The organism is Dyella sp. M7H15-1 (assembly GCF_004114615.1).
GTDB lineage: Bacteria > Pseudomonadota > Gammaproteobacteria > Xanthomonadales > Rhodanobacteraceae > Dyella_B.
This window is the reverse complement of sequence record NZ_CP035300.1, coordinates 1,989,956-2,008,516: the sequence shown is the minus strand read 5'-3', so window position 1 is coordinate 2,008,516 and position 18,561 is coordinate 1,989,956. Positions and strand designations below refer to the sequence as shown.

Genomic DNA, 18,561 nt, shown 5'->3' with positions numbered 1-18,561 from the left:
CTCACCGCACGGATGGAGCGGCCTACTTGGCCGCTTCCACCAACGCCTCTTCCACCAGTGAGTGCGTCAATACTGTCGGCAACTGTCGTCCCGGGCCGTTCTTGGGGAACACCACATACAGTGGCACGCCTGGCGAGTGGTATGCCTGCAGGAAGGCCGTGATGGTTGGGTTCTCATCGGTCCAATCACCTTTCATGTAGACCGTACCGGTGCGCTTGAGCAGCGCCTGAAAGCCATCGCCGCTGAGCACGGCATGTTCGTTCGCCTTGCAGGTCACGCACCAGTCCGCGGTCATGTCCACGAAAACGGGCGTGCCGGCTTTGCGCAGTTCGTCGAGTTTTTCCGGAGAAAAAGCGACCGTGGTGGCATTGCCGCCCGAAACTCGGGCAGCTGGCGGAAGGGTTTTGAGGTAGTACAGCGGAACCAGCGTCATCAGGGCCAGCAGCACAACCAGCACGCGACTGAATGCGCCGCGTTCACGACTACGCTCAAACCACCATAGCGTCATCGCCAGCAGCACGGCGGTGACCAGCAGCAGGCCCACGGCATCTGCGCCGCGCTGATTTGCCAGCACCCATGCCAGCCATGTGGCGGTGAGGTACATCGGAAACGCCAGCACTTCCTTCAGCGTTTCCATCCAGCGGCCAGGGCGCGGCAGTAGCCGCGAGAGCGCGGGAATAAAGCCTACCGCAAGGAAAGGCAGGGCCAGACCGAGACCGAGCGCCAGGAAAACCAGCATGGCGCTTGGCACCGGGGCAACGAACGCATAGGCCAGGGCAGTGCCCATGAAAGGCGCGGTGCACGGGCTTGCCACTACAACAGCCAATACACCGGTGAAGAAATCGCCGGCTGGCCCCGAGCGATTCGCCAGCGTGCTGCCGGTATTGCCCCAAGAGGCCCCAAATTGCACGACGCCTGACATTGATAGAGCGACGGCCAGCATCATCAGCGACAACACTGCCACCACCAGCGGACTTTGCAAATGCGCGCCCCATGCGGTTTTCAGTGCAATGATCACCAGGCCCAACGCGACGAAACTGACCAGCACGCCGGCCGTATACATCAGCGCATGCATGCGGCGACGTGCCGGGTTCTCGGCGCTCTCCAGCAAGCCAAGCGCTTTGATTGAAAGCACCGGCAACACACACGGCATCAAGTTCAGAATCAAACCCCCGCCAAAGGCGAGTAGCAGTGCGGACCAGAAGCTGACGTTGAGCGAGTCGGCTTTTGCGCTGGCTAGTGGCCTCTGCGGAGCAGGGTCTTGCACGGTTTCAACCGTCGCAGAGCTGCCGCTGGCCAAATCGATATTCACTTCGCGCGTCATCGGCGGGTAGCACAGACCGCCATCCTGGCACCCCTGGAAGCTGGCGATCAGGGCAAGGGTCTTGAATGATGCCACCTCGCCGTTCACTGTCACTGGCAAGGTCACATCATCGAAATACACCGTAGTATTGCCGAAATGCGCATCTTGGTGTGGTGTGCCAGCGGGCCACGTCGGCGTGAGCGTGAGTTGCGGCGCATCTTTGAGCGACAGCTTGGTCTGGTCGCGATACAGGTAATAACCCTTGGGCATCGTCCAGCGCAACAGCAGGTGGCGCGAGTCCTGTGCAATGGCGCTGAACTGGAAGGCCTGCTCGGCCGGCAGCGGGGCATTGCTGTCGCCGGTGAGTGCTGAAGGACGTGAATCCAGCAAGTCACTCAGTTTATTACCCGGGCTTGCTGCGCTGGCGGGAATCGGCAGGTCGAGCTGTTCGGTATGCGGCGGATAGCAGATCTTCGGTTCGATTTCGTGGCAGCCCTGATAGCGTACGCTCAGTGTGAGTCTGATGGCACTGGGCGCGAGTGTGTAGGGAATGGTGGCGTCGACGTGGTGGTGATAGATCTCGACTGGACCGAGATACGGATCATCGTGCTTTTCGCCATCGGGAAGTTGCGCGGCACCGAGGGTGACGTCATCGCCACCCTTGAAGTTCATTCGTCCGCGATAGAGGTAGTAGTCCTGTGCGATGGCCCAGTGCAGCTTCACCACGCCGGGCGTGCTGCTGTCGGCAGTGAGCTTGTAGGCCTCCGTCACAGGTAGCAGGTTATGGGTGTCCTCCTGGGCCCCGGTGACAGAAGCGCACAGCAACAAGATCATTAGGACTAGCAGGTGCGCAGCGGCACGGCTGTAACGAGGCAAACGCATTCCAACTCCAGCATCAGGGGCGCACACGCGGGCATGAAGACGATTATGGCTCAGTCGGCGTTCGACGCTCGTACTGCGGCCTTATGTTTTTTCGACCATGCCCCCATGACTTCCAATTCTTCAGGGCCAGCCAAGTAGTCACATACTAATCACATAAAAAGTAGCAGTCTAATAATAGTGGTAACCACAGCTATCGCGTTTAGGCATATCAGGGTGCAAGTAAATTTATGGAGCGTGACAGATGTGACTAGCTATGCCGCCGGTAGACGGTTGATGTAATTGCTTATAAATAGTTAAGCGATTTGGCCATATCTGTGGAAAGCCGCTAATACCAAAGCCAACTACTAGGAGGGTTTATGTCTATAGTAACAGACGTCCTTGCATCGATTGATACCAAAGCCATACTCGACAAATATGGTCCGAACAACAGTATGGACAATCCACCAGTCATCGACCCGAAGTATATCTATATGACAGTGACACAAGGCCAAGTCGTTAGCGGTCAAGCAGGTGGTGAGCTTGACGTTAAAGCAGCTGTAGGCGATGTGGTTAGGTGGCGTGAAGCATCCATGTCGCTCGGATTCGAACAGCAAGTTATTTTCTATAAATTTGTGGGTACCGCGAACAAAGAGCTCATCACGGCGCCTGCGCCACGCGAAGCTACGGTCACTGTGCCTGTACCTAATGCTCAAGACCCCAAAAAGCCCAACAAGCAGACGGTTAAGAATTACTTCTGGACGGCTGAAACGCTATCAACCGGGAGAGTAACTTATCATTTTCAATTCCAGATCCTGGATCGTGATGGAAACCTTAAAGGCTGCTATCAATGGGATCCATTTATCACCATTAGAAATTCCTGATACTTCATTTTCGTCATTTAGGTTGGTTCGCCTGTGGGCGAACCAACTCTACGAGGCTAGAGTCTATGTCTTTGTTAACCTCACGAACACATCATGATGATAAGACGGCGGCATCAGTGACTGATGTGATTATGGTTATTGATGCTCATGCACTGCTTTCTCAAGGCGCTGAGCCTAGTCGCGAACCAGATACACCCACGGTGGCGGAGGCAAAGTGCTGTTATGTGATCGTGCCAAATGCGCCAAAGCAAATGGGACGTAACAGCGGCGAGATTCTATTGAATGTTCCAAACGGTACCTATTTACGGATACGGCCAACTACGATGTCTATGCGGGCTGAGTATTCGGCCATGCTGACTAATATAAAGTTAGCTAACGAGAACACGTTGACCAAGCCGGAGCTGAAAGTAGATGACGATATCACTATACGTCGCCCCGCGACGGAGGATTCAAGCCTATTAGAAGAAAAGCAAGTGATCGATTGTTATTGGGGAACTTGTGTGCTGTCCCATGGCGCCGTAGATGCGCATGTGGATGTCATGGTTACAGATCGCGAGGCGAACGTTTTGGGATGCTTCCGATTGAATATGAATTTTTCAGTATGATCGGAAATGAATACAATATGGCGTATTTAGTGTAAGTCGAATGGGTCTTCTTTTGAGCCGATTTGCCATGAATCGGCATTGGGTACATATAAAGCCCAGGTTGGAGATTCTTCGTTTGTCGTGCGAAGACTGAAACTAGCCTTGTACAAAGCTTTTTCTGCCAATTTTCGCAGCTCGTTCGCACCATGCTGCGTTATCGCCATACGATTGAGTTTATCGACGGTCTGTGCGTAATAAGGTTCGCCGATGGATGCCCATTCATGCTCGATGGCGTTAAAGATTTGCGTGGAAAACTGAAAAGTCGTCGGTTCGTTCGGTTGCTCTAGCGGACCGAATAATTGTGCGAAATACGGTAACAGCAAACATCCGGATGCTCCTAGTATGAGTTGCCTATGGCTATTTCCAAAGAAACCAAAGGCAAGATAAATTGAAGCCACTCCTAGGCGCTGAACTGCGTATTGGAACGCAATAGTCTCAAAAGGGTGCCGTATCCAATTTTCGCCTAGCGTTTGCGCATGCAATCGATAAATTTCGGCATCGAGTGACGACACAAATAGGATCATCCCAAACTGTTCAGGTGTGCCGATTAATAACGAGTCAACCGCTTGCCCAGGCGCGCCTTGTCTTAACAAGACAGTAAGGCCAAATGGCGCAAGATAATGCGTACGTATTTGATCAGCGGGAATCGATGGTTGCGAGAACATATAAATGCTTCGCTTTGCCAGGGGGAGAAGAAGGGTTTGGTATGCATTGTACCGAAACAACGGCTTTGTCAAGTTAAAAGCGGCGCCGGTTACGAAAGGAAATAATGCTCAGTCGGGTGATTCTTTGCGTGACATCAGGCCGTAGTTGCTGAATTTTTCCAACACCTGCGTCACTTCCGTGTCGCTGAGCAGTGAAGGTTTGCCAATCTGCAGCGCTAGCGCGTATTGCCGCGCCAGCGTCTCCACTTCCACTGCGCGCCACATAGCCTGCTCCAACGTGGCCCCTGCTGCGATCATGCCGTGATTTGCCAACAGGCAGGCCAGGCGTCCATCTAGGGCCTGCATGACTGCATCGGACAGCTCCTGCGTGCCGTAGGTGTAATAGCTGGCACAACGGATCGAATCTCCGCCACTTACTGCAATCATGTAGTGCGCTGCCGGAATATCCATCCGGCACATCGCAAGCGCGGTGCTGTAGGGTGGATGGGCGTGAACCACGGCGCCCACGTCCGGTCGTGCGGCGTAAATGTCGCGGTGGAAGCGCCACTCGCTCGATGGACGTCGGGGGTGGTCGTAACAGCCATTCATGTCAACGAAAACGATGTCCTGGGGAATAATGTCTTCGTAGGGCGCGCCGCTGGGCGTGACCAGGAATCCCCCTTCGAAGCGGATGCTCAGATTGCCCGACGTGCCCTGGCTCAGCCCGGACGGCGTCAGCTTCAGCCCGTAGGCGATTATTTCCTCGCGAAGCGAGCGCTCGTTACTCACGGCCAATGCCTTCTGATGATGCAAGGTGTAATCGTTGACGTTCCGGGCCTCGCTGTCGATAGGCGAGTGGAGCAGTAGGCGGCACTTCAGAAAAATTTTCACAACAACCCTTGAAAGCGGTTCACCCACCCCTATTCCGGTTTGCGGAACCCGAGCCGGCCCCTGTACCTGGGGTTTTTTTGGAGGCTAGAATTGGCACTCATAATTCCCGAGTGCTAGCAGTCGCCTTCAAGAGGCTGGCCGCCGGGGTCGCCACCATCTCTAACCTCAAGCCAAAGCTGGAGTTTTTCCCATGAGTAAACTGCGTCCGTTGCACGATCGTGTCATCGTCAAGCGCCTGGAAGAGGAGCGCGTCTCCGCCGGCGGCATCGTGATTCCCGATAGCGCCACCGAAAAGCAGACCCGCGGCAAGGTCCTCGCTGCCGGTGAAGGCCGGATCCTGGACGACGGCAAGGTCCGTCCGATGTCAGTCAAGACGGATGAAGTGGTGCTGTTCGGCAAGTACGCCGGACAAGATATCAAGATCGATGGCGAAGAGTTGGTCTTCCTGAAGGAAGACGACATCGTTGCGGTGATCGAGGGTTGATTTGGCGCGATAGGCGTGGAAGCAAAAAGTGCGTAACCAGTCGCCTTTGGCTCCTTCCGCAGTTCTTTCGCAAGATTTTTCGTACTTAATTCAATTTTTTTGAGGCAAAAAAATTATGGCCGCTAAAGAAGTTCGCTTCGGTGAAGACAGCCGTGCACGCATCCTTAAGGGTGTGAACACCCTTGCCAACGCCGTGAAAGTCACCCTGGGTCCGAAGGGTCGCAATGTCGTGCTCCAGAAGAGCTTCGGCACTCCCACCATCACCAAGGACGGCGTATCCGTCGCCAAGGAAATCGAACTGGCCGATCCCTACGAGAACATGGGCGCCCAGATCGTCAAGGAAGTCGCCTCCAAGACCTCCGACAACGCCGGTGACGGCACCACCACCGCCACCGTGCTGGCCCAGGCGTTCGTGCGCGAGGGTCTGAAGGCCGTGGCAGCCGGCATGAACCCGATGGATCTGAAGCGTGGCATCGACAAGGCCGTGATCACGGCGCTGGACGAGCTGAAGAAGCTCTCCAAGCCCACCGCCGACGACAAGGCCATCGCCCAGGTCGGCACCATCTCCGCCAACTCCGACGTCGCCGTCGGCGACATCATCGCCACCGCGATGAAGAAGGTCGGCAAGGAAGGCGTGATCACAGTGGAAGAAGGTTCGGGTCTTGAGAACGAACTCGACGTGGTCGAAGGCATGCAGTTCGACCGCGGCTACCTCTCGCCATACTTCATCAACAACCAGCAGAGCCAGCAGGTCGAACTGGAAGACCCCTTCATCCTGCTGCACGACAAGAAAATCTCCAACGTGCGCGAAATGCTGCCGGTGCTGGAAGGCGTGGCCAAGGCCGGCAAGCCGCTGCTGATCGTTGCCGAAGAAGTCGAAGGCGAAGCACTGGCCACCCTCGTGGTCAACACCATCCGTGGCATCGTCAAGGTTGCCGCCGTGAAGGCGCCGGGCTTCGGCGACCGCCGCAAGGCGATGTTGGAAGACATGGCCACCCTCACCAACGGCCAGGTCATCTCCGAAGAAGTGGGCCTGCAGTTGGAGAAGGCCACTATCCAAGATTTGGGTCGCGCCAAGAAGGTCGTGATCACCAAGGAAAACACCACGATCATCGACGGTGCCGGCGAAGCGGCGAAGATCCAAGCCCGCATCAAGCAGATCAAGGCGCAGATCGAGGAAACCACCTCCGACTACGACCGCGAGAAGCTGCAGGAGCGTGTGGCCAAGCTGGCTGGCGGCGTGGCGGTGATCAAGGTCGGTGCTGCCACCGAAGTCGAAATGAAGGAAAAGAAGGCCCGCGTGGAAGACGCCCTGCACGCGACTCGCGCCGCCGTTGAAGAAGGCGTGGTGCCTGGCGGTGGTGTGGCGCTGATCCGCACGCTGACGGCGATTGAAAAGCTCAAGGGCGAGAACGAAGACCAGAACCACGGCATCGCCATCACGCGCCGCGCGCTGGAAGCGCCGCTGCGCGAAATCGTCGCCAATGCGGGCGCCGAGCCGTCCGTGATCGTCAATCAGGTCAAGGAAGGCAAGGGCAACTTCGGCTACAACGCCGCCACCGGCGAGTTCGGCGACATGATCGCGTTCGGCATCCTGGATCCGACCAAGGTCACCCGCCTGGCTCTGCAGAACGCTTCTTCCGTGGCCGGCCTGCTCGTCACCACCGAAGCGATGGTGGCCGAGCTGCCGAAGGAAGAAAAGCCCAACCCCCCGGGCGGCGGCATGGGCGGTATGGGTGGCATGGACTTCTAAGTCCGCCTCTCGCACTCGCTACAGCAAAACAAAGCCCCGCCTCGTGCGGGGCTTCTACTTCTTGGGTCGTTCAATCATGGATTTCTAACCCGACTTTCGCAACGGGTCGCCAATTTTCCCGATTTTTCTGAGTTCGGCAGCATGCGCCGCGAATGAGATCGACACGTTATGTTTTTTTGGCGTTCCAGTTGCGAAAGTCGGGTTAGGATGTTCCATACCACCACAGGAACGTGCAGAAGCAGGAACGGAGTCGGGCACGTTTATCGCCGATATGATGCGTCGCTAGATTAGTGCGACCGACACACTTGCCGAGGAGAAGGGCGTGTTCGTCAACGTTGAGACCCGACGTCAACCGCGCTTGCACTGGGCTGCGGCGCTGCTGATCTTCGTCTGTGTCGTTACCTTCATGGTGCTCGCGTTGATGCCGGAGCCCCGCCGGAACACGTTTCTTCTGGAATGGGGCACGGTCCCGGCCCATATCTTCGATGCTCATCAGCCAATTTGGCAGCAATTGCGCGATCCAGCCTTGTTGCGCTTGGTGACGGCGCTCTTTATCCATGTGGCCTGGTTGCATTTGCTGAGCAATTTGCTGTTCCTTATGATCTTTGGCGTTCCGGCTGAGCGTGCATTGGGGTCAGTACGCTTTCTCATCCTGTTTCTGTTGGGAGGCGTGGTGGCCAATTTTGCCGGTGCGCTGTCGCTGGCAGGCGAGGGAAGGCCCATCATCGGCTGCAGTGGAGCTGTTTCCGCCGTGCTCGGTGCCTACGTATCGCTGTTTCCGCACGCCCGTTTGGGCTTGGTTCTTCCGCTGGGCTTTTACTTGGAATTCGTGCGGGTACCAGCGTTCCTGCTGATCGGTATCTGGGCGTTGCTGCAATTGCTATTCAGCTATGTGGGTCCGAGCTATGGCGGTTACGCATGGTGGACTCATTTGGCGGGATTTCTGTTCGGGGTGGTTTTTGCCCTGATGTCACGCGGCGCGATCATGCGCCGCATGCGTCGGTAAAATGGCGTCATGCGTAACAAGAAACTTTACAACGCAAGGGCGCACTGGCGATTCGCGATGCGGCGGATGGCCAAAAGGTGACACCATTTCCGATGCCGCCGCGCCATCGCTGAATCGATCAACGCGCGCCGCGACTCAGTCCGTGATGTCGCGAAAACATCTTCAGTAGACGCCGGGCGATCGGCGCTGCGGCAACCTGGCGGAAAGTATGCTGCGGATCAAACCCTTCCCGTCGCATATCGTGATGCTTCCGCTTGATATAAGCGCGCATGATGTCTGCGTTGAACTCCGGATGGAATTGCACACTGACCGCATTGCGTCCGTAGCGGAGCAGATGATGCGGATCACGTTCGGAACCTGCCAGCACCTTGGCACTCAGGGGAATCTCCAGAACGCTCTGCTCATGCGTGGCATGTGCGCGGAATGTGGGCTGCACGTGCTCCGTCAATGGATCCTGTCTGGCATCGGGCAGCAATTCGATTGACACAGTGCCGATCTCTCGCCCTCCAGGCAGATAATCGACACGTCCACCCAAGGCATGGGACATGAGCTGATGGCCATAGCAGACACCGAGCAGTGGCAGGTCGACATCCATGGCATCGCGGATCCAACCTGCCGTGTTCTCACTCCACGGGGCACGTTCGGTCACCATCGCAGCAGATCCGGTAATCAAGGCGCCGGCCACCTCTTTCGGAGACGGAAGGCGCTCACCTGCGGCCACGTTGACCACTCGTACCTGCTCCGGTTCCAGTTGTGCGGCCAGTCGAAACCAGTAGGGGAAATCACCGTGGCGGGCACGGATGTTGTCGGGAGCTTGGCCGGTACGGATGATCAGAACAGGTTTCATCAGAACAGGTTTCATGGAGTGGCTGACAAGTCAGGCGAAATCATTCAAGTGGGGAATCTTCAATATGCTCAACCGGTGGCAAGACGGTGAGTACCTCTTGCACTGTGGTCAAACCACGTGCGACCTGGTCGGCTGCCGAGATGCGCAATGGACGCATACCCTCCGCCAACGCAGCTTGACCGAACTTGATCAGATCGAGCTGGGCACCGATCAAGCTGCGCAATCGCGGACTCAGTTGCATCATTTCATAGATACCGGTGCGTCCGAGGAAGCCGGTGTTGCGGCATTCCAGGCAGCCCACCGGCCGGAATACGCGCTCAGGAACCGGGATCGACCAACCATGCGTGAGCACCGTCCACTCATGTGGATCTTGCTGCGTTTCCAGTTTGCAGTGCGGACACAAGGTACGCACTAAGCGTTGCGCAACGATGCCGCTCACCGTCGACTGGATCAGGTAATGCGGCACGCCAAGATCGAGCAGACGCGTCACGGCGCTCGGTGCATCGTTGGTATGTAAGGTGGAAAGCACCAAATGGCCGGTCAGCGATGCCTGCACTGCCATCTGCGCGGTTTCCAGATCGCGGATTTCGCCGACCATGATGATGTCTGGATCCTGACGCAACAGCGTACGTACTCCTGCCGCAAAATCCAAATCAATCGAAGGCTGCACCTGCATCTGGTTGAATTCCGGCGAGACCATTTCGATGGGATCTTCCACCGTACAGACGTTGATATCCGGCGTGGCCAGATGTTTCAGCGTTGAATACAGCGTGGTGGTTTTGCCCGAACCTGTCGGCCCCGTCACCAACACAATGCCGTGCGGCCGCTCGACCAGGCTACGCCACAACGCATCTTCAGAAGGAGAGAAACCAAGTTGCGAAAAATCCTTGGCGACGATATCCGGATCGAAAATACGCATCACCAGCTTTTCGCCGAATGCGGTCGGCATGCTGGAAATACGCAGCTCCACTTCGCGTCCAGACATAGCGCGTGTCTTGATGCGGCCGTCTTGCGGACGGCGCTTTTCCGCCACGTCCATGCGCGAAAGAATCTTGATACGCGAGGTGACTGCAGTCATTACCGGTGGCGGCAGCTCGAACACCTTATGCATCACGCCGTCGATGCGAAAACGCATCAGGCCCGCCTCGCGTCGCGGCTCCAGATGAATATCGGAAGCACGCTGCTCGAATGCGTATTGCAGCAACCAGTCGACAATATGCACCACGTGGCGATCATCAGCGCCGACTTCCCCTGCCTTGCCTAACTCCAGCAATTGCTCGAAGTTGAGCAGCGCACTGGTGTCATAACCGCCCTGGTTCTTGGCATCCTTGGCAAGCTGAATCGAGCGCTGGACCCCGTAGAACTCTTGCAAGTACCGGTTGATGTCGATCGGGCTGGAGACCACCCGATGCACATCCCGGCGCAACATCTGCGCCAGATCCTTGGACCACGTGTTGTCGAAAGGCTCGGCGGTCGCGAACGTCACTTCGCCAGTGGATGAGGCCACTGGCAGGATGCGATGCCGTTGGGCGTACGCGTGGCTAACCACCTGCGTGACCGCCGCCACATTAATTTTCATCGGATCGATTTTCAGGTAAGGCAGACCGGCCTGGCCGGCCAACCATTCGGTGAGCCCTTCCAGGCTCAGCGGGCGACCCGGATCGCGCTGATTGACAAACTTGGCGTTGGCGATCACCACCAGCGGATTCAGTTCGACCGAACTGCGCCCCACACGGTTGCCCATGCGCAGTTGTTTGGCGTCCTCGGCGGACAGATGACCGTCCACCACCAGGGCGGCCAGCACATCGTCCAGGGCCAATCGACCGCGGCGGCCAAGCAGGGAAGCGATTTGTTGAGTTGCGGCCATAAGCAGGAATCTCTCGAATGAGCACCGATTGCTGGGAAAAACAGCGAAATGATGCGCTGCGGCTATACTACCGCGCTTTACACTTAGGTTAGGAAAGCCATGTCTGCCCCTACCTTTCAGGATGTGATCCAGACCCTCAATCACTACTGGGCGAAGCAGGGATGCGTGCTGCTACAGCCCCTCGATACCGAAGTGGGCGCAGGCACCTTCCATCCTGCTACCTTCCTGCGTGCGCTGGGGCCCGAGCCGTGGGCGGCCGCCTATGTGCAACCCTCGCGACGGCCTACCGACGGTCGTTATGGTGAAAACCCCAATCGCTTGCAGCATTACTACCAGTACCAAGTAGTGATGAAGCCCAACTCCGACAACATTCTGGAACTTTACATCGACTCGTTGAAGGAGTTGGGCCTAGACCCGCAAGTGCACGACCTGCGCTTTGTGGAGGACAACTGGGAATCGCCCACCCTTGGTGCGTGGGGCTTGGGCTGGGAAGTGTGGCTGAACGGCATGGAGGTCACTCAGTTCACCTACTTTCAGCAGGCAGGCGGTCTGGAGTGTAAGCCAGTTACCGGGGAAATCACCTACGGTTTGGAGCGCCTGACGATGTACCTGCAGAACGTGGATAACGTCTACGACCTGATTTGGACCGAAAGTCCTCACGGCAAAGTCACCTACGGTGACGTGTTCCATCAGAACGAAGTGGAGCAGAGCACCTACAACTTCGAGCACGCCAATGTTGCTGAACTGCTGCGCTGGTTCGACGTGTGCGAAAGCGAAGCAAGCAAATTGATCGCAGCAGGTTTGCCCTTGCCCGCTTACGAGCAGGTCATGAAAGCCAGCCACACATTCAACCTGTTGGACGCACGGCGCGCGATCAGCGTGACCGAGCGTCAGCGCTACATCCTGCGCGTACGCGCCTTGTCGCGTGCAGTGGCAGAGACTTACGTGGCGCAACGTGAAAAGCTCGGTTTTCCGGGTCTCAAGAATCAGCGGAAGGAGCAGGCCGCATGAGCACCGTCAAGTCATTGCTCATCGAACTAGGCACGGAAGAGCTGCCACCGAAAGCGCTCGATGAACTGGGTATGTCGTTCCTGCGCGGTATCTGCGACGGCTTGAGCAAACGTGGTGTTGCTGCGTCGCTGGAACAGGCCAGTCTGTATGTCACGCCTCGCCGTCTGGCGGTCCATATTCCCGATGTGCCGATGGCACAGCCGGAGCAGTCGCTGGAACGTCGCGGCCCCGCTGTAAATGCAGCCTTGGATGCCGACGGCAATCCGGGCAAGGCGCTGATCGGTTTCGCGCAGTCGTGTGGGGTCAGTGTTGAGCAATTGGAGAAACTGGAAACCGACAAAGGATCATGGTTCGTTTTTCGCACGATCAAACCGGGTCAGTCGGTGGCTGCACTGTTGCCGGAAATCATCGACGAAGCCCTCAAAGACCTGCCCATCCCCAAGCCAATGCACTGGGCAAATCATGATTACACCTTTGTACGTCCGGTGCACTGGTTGGTCATCCTGCATGGTTCGGATATCGTCGATGGTCAAGTGCTTGGCTTGCGCAGTGGGCGGCAGTCACGCGGGCATCGCTTCATGCATCCGCAGCCGGTGCATGTCGCGGATGCAGATAGCTGGTTGGACGCCATGCGCATGGCCAAGGTGCTGGCCGATCCGGTAGAGCGTCGTCAGTGTATTCGCGATGAAGTAACGCGTGCCGCAAAAGAGACCGGTGGAGTACCGCGCCTTGACGATGCGCTGCTCGATGAAATCGCCAACCTCACCGAATGGCCGGTTGCCATTGCCTGCACCTTCGAGCGTGAATTCCTGAGCGTACCTCCGGAAGCGCTGGTTACCACCATGGAGGCGAACCAGAAATTCGTACCGATATTCGATGCGCAAGGTGCATTGACCGAGCATTTCATCGGCATTGCTAATATCGAAAGCATGCAACCCGGTGAGATTCGCAAAGGCTACGAACGCGTGATTCGCCCACGCTTTGCCGATGCGAAATTCTTCTGGGATGAGGATCTGAAAGCACCGCTCGCGAGCTATCAGGAAGCCCTCAAGAACGTCACCTACCAACAAACCCTCGGCAGCCTATGGGACAAGAGCATGCGGGTGGCTGAGCTAGCACGCATCACCGCTAATCGTGTAGGCGTAGATGCCGGGCAGGCCACTCGCGCGGCCAGCCTCGCCAAATGCGATCTGTTGACGCGCATGGTCGGTGAGTTCCCGGAATTGCAGGGTGTGATGGGGCGCTACTACGCGCAGCATGAAAATGAGCCGGCCGAAGTGGCCAATGCACTGGATGGCGTGTACCAGCCACGTTTTGCGGGTGACACGATTGCGGCAGGCAAGGTGGGCCAGGTGCTAGCGGTAGCCGAGCGTGTCGACACACTGGCCGGCATCTTTGCGGTCGGCCTGAAGCCTAGCGGCAACAAAGATCCATTCGCGCTGCGTCGCGCGGCGTTGGGTCTTGCGCGTACGCTGATCGAAGGCGGCCTCGATCTCGATCACAAGGCGTTGTTTGTCGAGGCACTCGAGTGGTTGCCGGAGACTGCACTTGTCGCAGGTATCAAGCCGGACAAAGATGGGAAGGTGCCGGCATTCGATGCTGGCCAGCGTCGTGCCACGCTTGTGTCCGAGCTCAATGACTTTGTGCTGGAGCGCCTGCGTGGCTACTACGCGGAAAAGGGGTTCACCACCGAGCAATACGAAGCCGTGCTAGCGGTGATGCCTGTCAGCCTGGTGGATTTCGATCATCGTTTGCGCGCTGTGGTCGAATTCGGTCGCTGTCCCGAAGCGCCAAGCTTGGCAAGTGCGAACAAGCGTGTGGCGAACATCCTGCGCAAACAACAAGAAGAACACGGTGCGCAGAGCATCGGAGGCCATGTCGATCCGGCTCATTTCGAGGCGGATGCGGAACGCACGTTGTTACAGGCCCTGGAAGCGGCACAGTCAGATAATGCCACTGCGCTGCAGCGCCGCGATTACACCGCGGTGCTTGTACGACTGGCGCAATTGCAGGCGCCGGTCGATGCGTTCTTCGATGGCGTATTGGTCAATGCCGAGGATCCGGTGGTGCGAGCCAATCGACTCGCTCTGTTGGGACGTCTGAAGGCGCAATTCACCGCGATTGCGGATATTGCGCGCCTGTAACTTTTCGTCAGACTTTTCAAACGCGAACTCCCTCCTCCACAAGTAGGGGAGGGAGTTTGCAGCGTAAGTCAGAACTTCTGGTTGTACGACACGTAGAAGTAACGATCGTAGTCGAACGCGGGGTTGTACGGCGGGCTGCCCGTACCCGACAGCGTCACGTTGTAGTAGAACGGTCCCTTCTTGTCGAAGATATTGTTCACGCCGAACGTAAAGGTGCCCTTCCACGGAGCCGTGTAGCGCAACTGCAGGTCGTTGAATGCTACCGAGCCCTTCTGTGCAATGCCAAAGCTGCCGATCCACGGATTAGTGTAGGTCGGGTTACTGCATTCCACCGCTGGACTCACGCTCCAGCAGCTATCCTTCAGGCCGGAGTAGTAGCGCACCGTCCAGCTCGCACCGAACTGCTTGTACGCCCAATCCACTTGTAGATTGGAGCGGACGCGATACAAACCCACTTCATTGTCCATATAGCCGGCCAACGTATGGGGTGCCTGGCCTGGTCCGCTGGTGGTGTCGTATTTGCTGAGGTAGGTGCTGTCCGACGCGATGCGGAAGCTGCCAAAGCGCGTTTCCGGCAGGCGATAGTGGATGCCGACGTCATAGCCTTCGGTAGTGATCGAACCCAGGTTGGCCAGGCTCTCGTTGAGGCTGGTGATCACGCCTGCACGATTGCGGGTGAAGCGATTGCAGAAACTCGGATCGTTCTGGATGTAGCAATAGGAAAGGATGTCGCTGGCATCCACCGCTTCAATCGCGTTGGTCAGGCGGATGTTGTAGTAATCCAGCGTGAAATCCAGGCCTTCCACATAGTGCGGGCTGTATACCAGGCCAAACGTGCGGGTCACCGAGGTTTCCGGTTTCAACTTCGAGTTGGAACCCGAGAGGAAGGCAGTCGGTGATTGGCCACCGGCGTTGCTGGTGATGTTATTACCTGCCTGATCCTTCTGGCGATAGTTAGCGGGCACGCCCGCCGCCACACAACGTGCTGCTACAGTCGAATTGGTCGCGGCTGCGCCGAACGCGGTGTCGCACGGGTCCAAGAAGGTTTCGAAGCTTTGGCCGGTGCCACTGTACAGATCATTGATGGTCGGTGCACGGAAGCCTTCGGCATATGTGCCGCGAATCAACAGATCTTCAATCGGGCGCCAACGCACGCTGTACTTGTTGTTCACGGTACTGCCGAAATTGCTGTAATGCGAATAACGGCTGGCGACGTTGACTCCGAATTCCTGGGCGCCGGGCAGATCGCGCAGCACTGGCACGTCGAGCTCCAGGTAAGCCTCGTTGACGTCGTAACGGCCATTCGTCGGCGCACTAGCGAGGTTGGTGGTCAGGCCAGCCGAGTCATTCGGATCCGGGTGATAGGAGCCCTTTTCACGACGATGCTCGATACCGCCGGCGATGTTGACCGTACCTGCCGGGAGATCGAACAGGCCACCACCCACGTTGGCGGTGATATCGTCGGTCTGGGCGAACTGGCGACTGGTACCGATCGAGTTCACGTAGTTCCAGACAGACTGTGGCGTTCCACCAGGGCCGGCCAACACATTCCATGGCACGCAGCCTGCAGCACGATCAGCCGCATTGGCGCAAGCGACCTGGCCGTTAATGATCGTGGTCGGCCCCAGTGCCTTTTCGGCATTCGGCAGATAGATGTTGCCCGAGCTGATTTGACGAACATGCGTCTGCGAAAAGATGTAACCGACATCCCAATTCCAATCGTGATTGAGAAAGGTGAAGAAACCTTCCGCTCCTACGTCCACATGCGCCAGACGGGAGTTGGACCAGGTGATGCGCGGCATTTCCACCGTGCGGCGCCAGAATTCGGTAGCGTTGCCGGGGAACGGATTGTACGCATTGTTCGGATTGATGGTCAGGCCAGTGGCATCCGTGGAAAGCGGATAACCCGCAAGCTGGCTGGAGCTGTCACGCGTGCTGTAGGTGGCCGAGCCACGCAGCGTGATGTTGTCGGTCAACTTGTAGCTGTCCTGCACATATAGGTTCTTCAGCTTGTTGCCTGCACGGAACGTCATGTCCTGCGATACGCGGTATTTGTCCGCGAGGCTGGATGAGTCGTAGGGGTGATAATTGCCGAAATTCGCCGTATCGGTAGCGCCGTGATTGATGACATAGGTGTTGTCATTATTTGGATCGAGCACGCGCCCCCAGGGGCCAATACCCCAGCCATCGTCAGGATGACGGGGGCCGTTGGCATACTTGGTCAGTTCGCGCTTGTTGTCCCATACGGGGGACAGATCCTGATATGCAGCGCTGACGATAAACGAATTCTTCTCGGTGGTATGGCCCCAGGTGAAGTCGGCATTCTTCTGCTGGCCGTCACCACCGCCGTTCTCGCCGAAGTAAACGTTGGCTTCGCCGCCGTTGTAGCGATCGCGGGTGATGATGTTGACCACGCCACCGATCGCATCTGATCCATACACGGACGATGCACCGTCTTTCAGCACGTCGATGCGCTCGATCATAGACACCGGAATGGTCGAGAGATCCGTCATGCCGCTGAGAGTGGTGCTCCAGCGATGGCCGTTGACCAGCACCAGCGTGCGCTGCGAACCGAGGTAACGCATGTTGACGTAAGTGCCGCCTACATCGGAGCCGCTGGCAAGCGTGTCTTGTGGGGTGATATCCGGCGTGCCAACCGACGGCATCCGAGCGAGGATGTCACTGACATTGGTCAAGCCAGTAGCCTTAATGGCCTGGCGGTCCATGGTGAAAACTGGCTGGGATGTTTCCACGTCCACACTGCGAATATGCGAGCCAGTAACAGTGACGGCTTCCAGATTCTTGGCTTTTTTCGAATCGGCCTGGTCCGTTTGCGTCGGGGCGATGTCCTGTGCGGAAACAGCCCAGGTGTGCAACATAAGTGCCGTCGCAATCGCGGCGGCCAGTATCGTTTTTTGCTTCTTCAAAACAAACACCCTTACAAATAGATAGCTAGCCGTCCTATCTCCCTTTGGCTAAACCACCTGGAACTATGGAAATGGCCCCCACGCGTGACTGTCTTGAGTGGGTGCACCGTTTTGTGTCGCCGGCCGTCAAACTGGGGCGACGTCATTTCCACGTTAAGGCAGGTTCATACGAAAACGCAAGATGAAATGTGAATTTCATGTCATAAGTTCGCCATAACTTGCGATATTATTGTTATAAAACAATTATTTACGATGCCTTCGCACGCTGATGATCCCGTCCTGGCATAGGCGAGGCTGGAGGGCGCGAAGATAGTTTTGGAGGACACGCAGACAAAAAACGGCGGCCAGAGGCCGCCGTTTTCAGGATGGGATTAGCGTGTTTTCAGGCCGACAAGCGACTGGGCATACTGCGCTTGACCTTCAAACGCTCAGCGAGGCGGTGATTGAAAGCCACCATCGCCGTGGCGTCCACATCGTTGCCGCCTGGGCCGAGGATGTCGTACAACTCAGCTAACATGTCCGAATTTTCCGCTAGTGTCACGCTGCTTTCGGCCAGATCCAGCTCCGATTGCAGAATGTGCAGCGCGGTGTTGAGTCGCTGTGCATCCATCAAGCTACCACGGGTTTCCAGGCTATCTACCGCCATGCGTAACTTGGAGCGATGTCTGGGGGGTGAGGCGGCTTCCGCGCTGTTGGTGGCATTGTCATCAGGCACGAGGTCATTCGGGTCGATCTGCATTGAACCTTCGCCGGCGACCAGCCATACCAGGGATATGCCCAACGTGTGTGCCAAGGTAACGCAGCGTGCACGTGAGGGATCGGTGTTGCCGTCTCGCCAACTTCGTACGACGCCTTCCGAAAAGCCGCACATCCGTGCGATTTCCGTCACGCTGCCAACGCGCTGAATCAGCACTTTAATGCGGTCGGCAAACGTGGAAGTAGATTCGAGATGGGTATTGGGTAGCAGATTCATCGCAAATTTCCGCAGTAATTCAGAGGGCGCCTGCCGGCAGATTCTTACTGGAACGTCTTGCACGGACCTGTGGAGCAAGTGTTAGAGAAAAGTTGTTTGGCGTGGTTCTTTGATGGATGTCGCACAAAGTTGCGAAAAATCACGCCAACATCATCCTCGTTCGCACAAACGCGTCAGCTTTGACTGGGTTGACACGTAGGTGCTTTCGGTGCAGAAAACTGCGAGGTGCCTCCAACCTGTGTAATGAAGGGAAACCAGAAGATTTCGCGAGGCAAGAAAGAACGACCTCCCAAAAAGCCATCTTTCCCGCCGAAACATAGGTTCC

14 protein-coding genes are annotated in these 18,561 nt (G+C 57.0%); 7 read left to right on the top strand and 7 right to left on the bottom strand.

Annotated elements, in window-relative coordinates:
• Positions 1-22: 22 nt before the first annotated feature.
• Positions 23-2,185 (bottom strand): protein-disulfide reductase DsbD, encoded by a 2,163-nt coding sequence (locus EO087_RS09380; protein ID WP_128898635.1) that lies wholly within the window; start codon positions 2,183-2,185, stop codon positions 23-25.
• A gap of 356 nt (positions 2,186-2,541) precedes the next feature.
• On the opposite strand from EO087_RS09380, the gene EO087_RS09375 reads away from it, so the two are divergent.
• Both EO087_RS09375 and EO087_RS09370 read left to right on the top strand, forming a co-directional pair.
• Positions 2,542-3,045, top strand: a complete 504-nt coding sequence (locus tag EO087_RS09375) for an inclusion body family protein (protein ID WP_128898634.1) — start codon at positions 2,542-2,544, stop codon at positions 3,043-3,045.
• A 65-nt stretch (positions 3,046-3,110) separates the two neighbouring features.
• Positions 3,111-3,650, top strand: coding sequence for an AidA/PixA family protein (locus EO087_RS09370; protein ID WP_128898633.1), 540 nt, complete (start codon positions 3,111-3,113; stop codon positions 3,648-3,650).
• Between the two features lie 26 nt (positions 3,651-3,676).
• Here EO087_RS09370 and EO087_RS09365 read toward each other — a convergent pair whose 3' ends face one another.
• Both EO087_RS09365 and EO087_RS09360 read right to left on the bottom strand, forming a co-directional pair.
• Entirely contained in the window at positions 3,677-4,354 is a 678-nt protein-coding gene (locus tag EO087_RS09365; RefSeq protein WP_128898632.1) for a hypothetical protein, read from the bottom strand.
• Positions 4,355-4,462: 108 nt separating this feature from the next.
• Positions 4,463-5,224: a class II aldolase/adducin family protein gene (locus EO087_RS09360; RefSeq protein WP_240669012.1), complete on the bottom strand. Its 762-nt coding sequence runs from the start codon at positions 5,222-5,224 to the stop codon at positions 4,463-4,465.
• A gap of 190 nt (positions 5,225-5,414) precedes the next feature.
• Between EO087_RS09360 and EO087_RS09355 the strand changes: the two genes are divergently transcribed.
• The 3 genes from EO087_RS09355 (at position 5,415) to EO087_RS09345 (ending at position 8,467) form a co-directional block, all read left to right on the top strand.
• Entirely contained in the window at positions 5,415-5,708 is a 294-nt protein-coding gene (locus EO087_RS09355; RefSeq protein ID WP_128898631.1) for a co-chaperone GroES, read from the top strand.
• A 115-nt stretch (positions 5,709-5,823) separates the two neighbouring features.
• Complete coding sequence (gene groL / locus EO087_RS09350) at positions 5,824-7,461, top strand: chaperonin GroEL (RefSeq protein WP_128898630.1); 1,638 nt, start codon at positions 5,824-5,826, stop codon at positions 7,459-7,461.
• Between the two features lie 322 nt (positions 7,462-7,783).
• Positions 7,784-8,467 (top strand): rhomboid family intramembrane serine protease, encoded by a 684-nt coding sequence (locus tag EO087_RS09345; protein WP_240669011.1) that lies wholly within the window; start codon positions 7,784-7,786, stop codon positions 8,465-8,467.
• Between the two features lie 118 nt (positions 8,468-8,585).
• Here EO087_RS09345 and EO087_RS09335 read toward each other — a convergent pair whose 3' ends face one another.
• The gene (locus EO087_RS09335) at positions 8,586-9,314 is read right to left on the bottom strand and encodes a glutamine amidotransferase (protein ID WP_128898629.1); all 729 of its coding nucleotides are present in this window, start codon (positions 9,312-9,314) and stop codon (positions 8,586-8,588) included.
• Positions 9,315-9,354: 40 nt separating this feature from the next.
• Positions 9,355-11,181, bottom strand: coding sequence for a GspE/PulE family protein (locus tag EO087_RS09330; protein ID WP_128898628.1), 1,827 nt, complete (start codon positions 11,179-11,181; stop codon positions 9,355-9,357).
• Positions 11,182-11,280: 99 nt separating this feature from the next.
• On the opposite strand from EO087_RS09330, the gene glyQ reads away from it, so the two are divergent.
• Entirely contained in the window at positions 11,281-12,192 is a 912-nt protein-coding gene (glyQ, locus tag EO087_RS09325) for a glycine--tRNA ligase subunit alpha (protein ID WP_128898627.1), read from the top strand.
• Positions 12,189-14,336, top strand: a complete 2,148-nt coding sequence (glyS, locus tag EO087_RS09320) for a glycine--tRNA ligase subunit beta (protein WP_128898626.1) — start codon at positions 12,189-12,191, stop codon at positions 14,334-14,336. The genes glyQ and glyS overlap by 4 nt, the downstream gene beginning before the upstream one ends.
• Positions 14,337-14,404: 68 nt before the next feature.
• Here glyS and EO087_RS09315 read toward each other — a convergent pair whose 3' ends face one another.
• Entirely contained in the window at positions 14,405-17,263 is a 2,859-nt protein-coding gene (locus tag EO087_RS09315) for a TonB-dependent receptor (RefSeq protein ID WP_240669010.1), read from the bottom strand.
• A gap of 382 nt (positions 17,264-17,645) precedes the next feature.
• Positions 17,646-18,236: a helix-turn-helix transcriptional regulator gene (locus EO087_RS09310; RefSeq protein ID WP_128898625.1), complete on the bottom strand. Its 591-nt coding sequence runs from the start codon at positions 18,234-18,236 to the stop codon at positions 17,646-17,648.
• Positions 18,237-18,561 lie beyond the last annotated feature (325 nt).

Coding starts and splice junctions, on each gene's coding strand:
- EO087_RS09380 (WP_128898635.1), bottom strand. CDS start 2,185: ATGCGTTTGCCTCGTTACAGCCGTGCCGCTGCGCACCTGCTAGTCCTA.
- EO087_RS09375 (WP_128898634.1), top strand. CDS start 2,542: ATGTCTATAGTAACAGACGTCCTTGCATCGATTGATACCAAAGCCATA.
- EO087_RS09370 (WP_128898633.1), top strand. CDS start 3,111: ATGTCTTTGTTAACCTCACGAACACATCATGATGATAAGACGGCGGCA.
- EO087_RS09365 (WP_128898632.1), bottom strand. CDS start 4,354: ATGTTCTCGCAACCATCGATTCCCGCTGATCAAATACGTACGCATTAT.
- EO087_RS09355 (WP_128898631.1), top strand. CDS start 5,415: ATGAGTAAACTGCGTCCGTTGCACGATCGTGTCATCGTCAAGCGCCTG.
- groL (WP_128898630.1), top strand. CDS start 5,824: ATGGCCGCTAAAGAAGTTCGCTTCGGTGAAGACAGCCGTGCACGCATC.
- EO087_RS09335 (WP_128898629.1), bottom strand. CDS start 9,314: ATGAAACCTGTTCTGATCATCCGTACCGGCCAAGCTCCCGACAACATC.
- EO087_RS09330 (WP_128898628.1), bottom strand. CDS start 11,181: ATGGCCGCAACTCAACAAATCGCTTCCCTGCTTGGCCGCCGCGGTCGA.
- glyQ (WP_128898627.1), top strand. CDS start 11,281: ATGTCTGCCCCTACCTTTCAGGATGTGATCCAGACCCTCAATCACTAC.
- glyS (WP_128898626.1), top strand. CDS start 12,189: ATGAGCACCGTCAAGTCATTGCTCATCGAACTAGGCACGGAAGAGCTG.
- EO087_RS09310 (WP_128898625.1), bottom strand. CDS start 18,236: ATGAATCTGCTACCCAATACCCATCTCGAATCTACTTCCACGTTTGCC.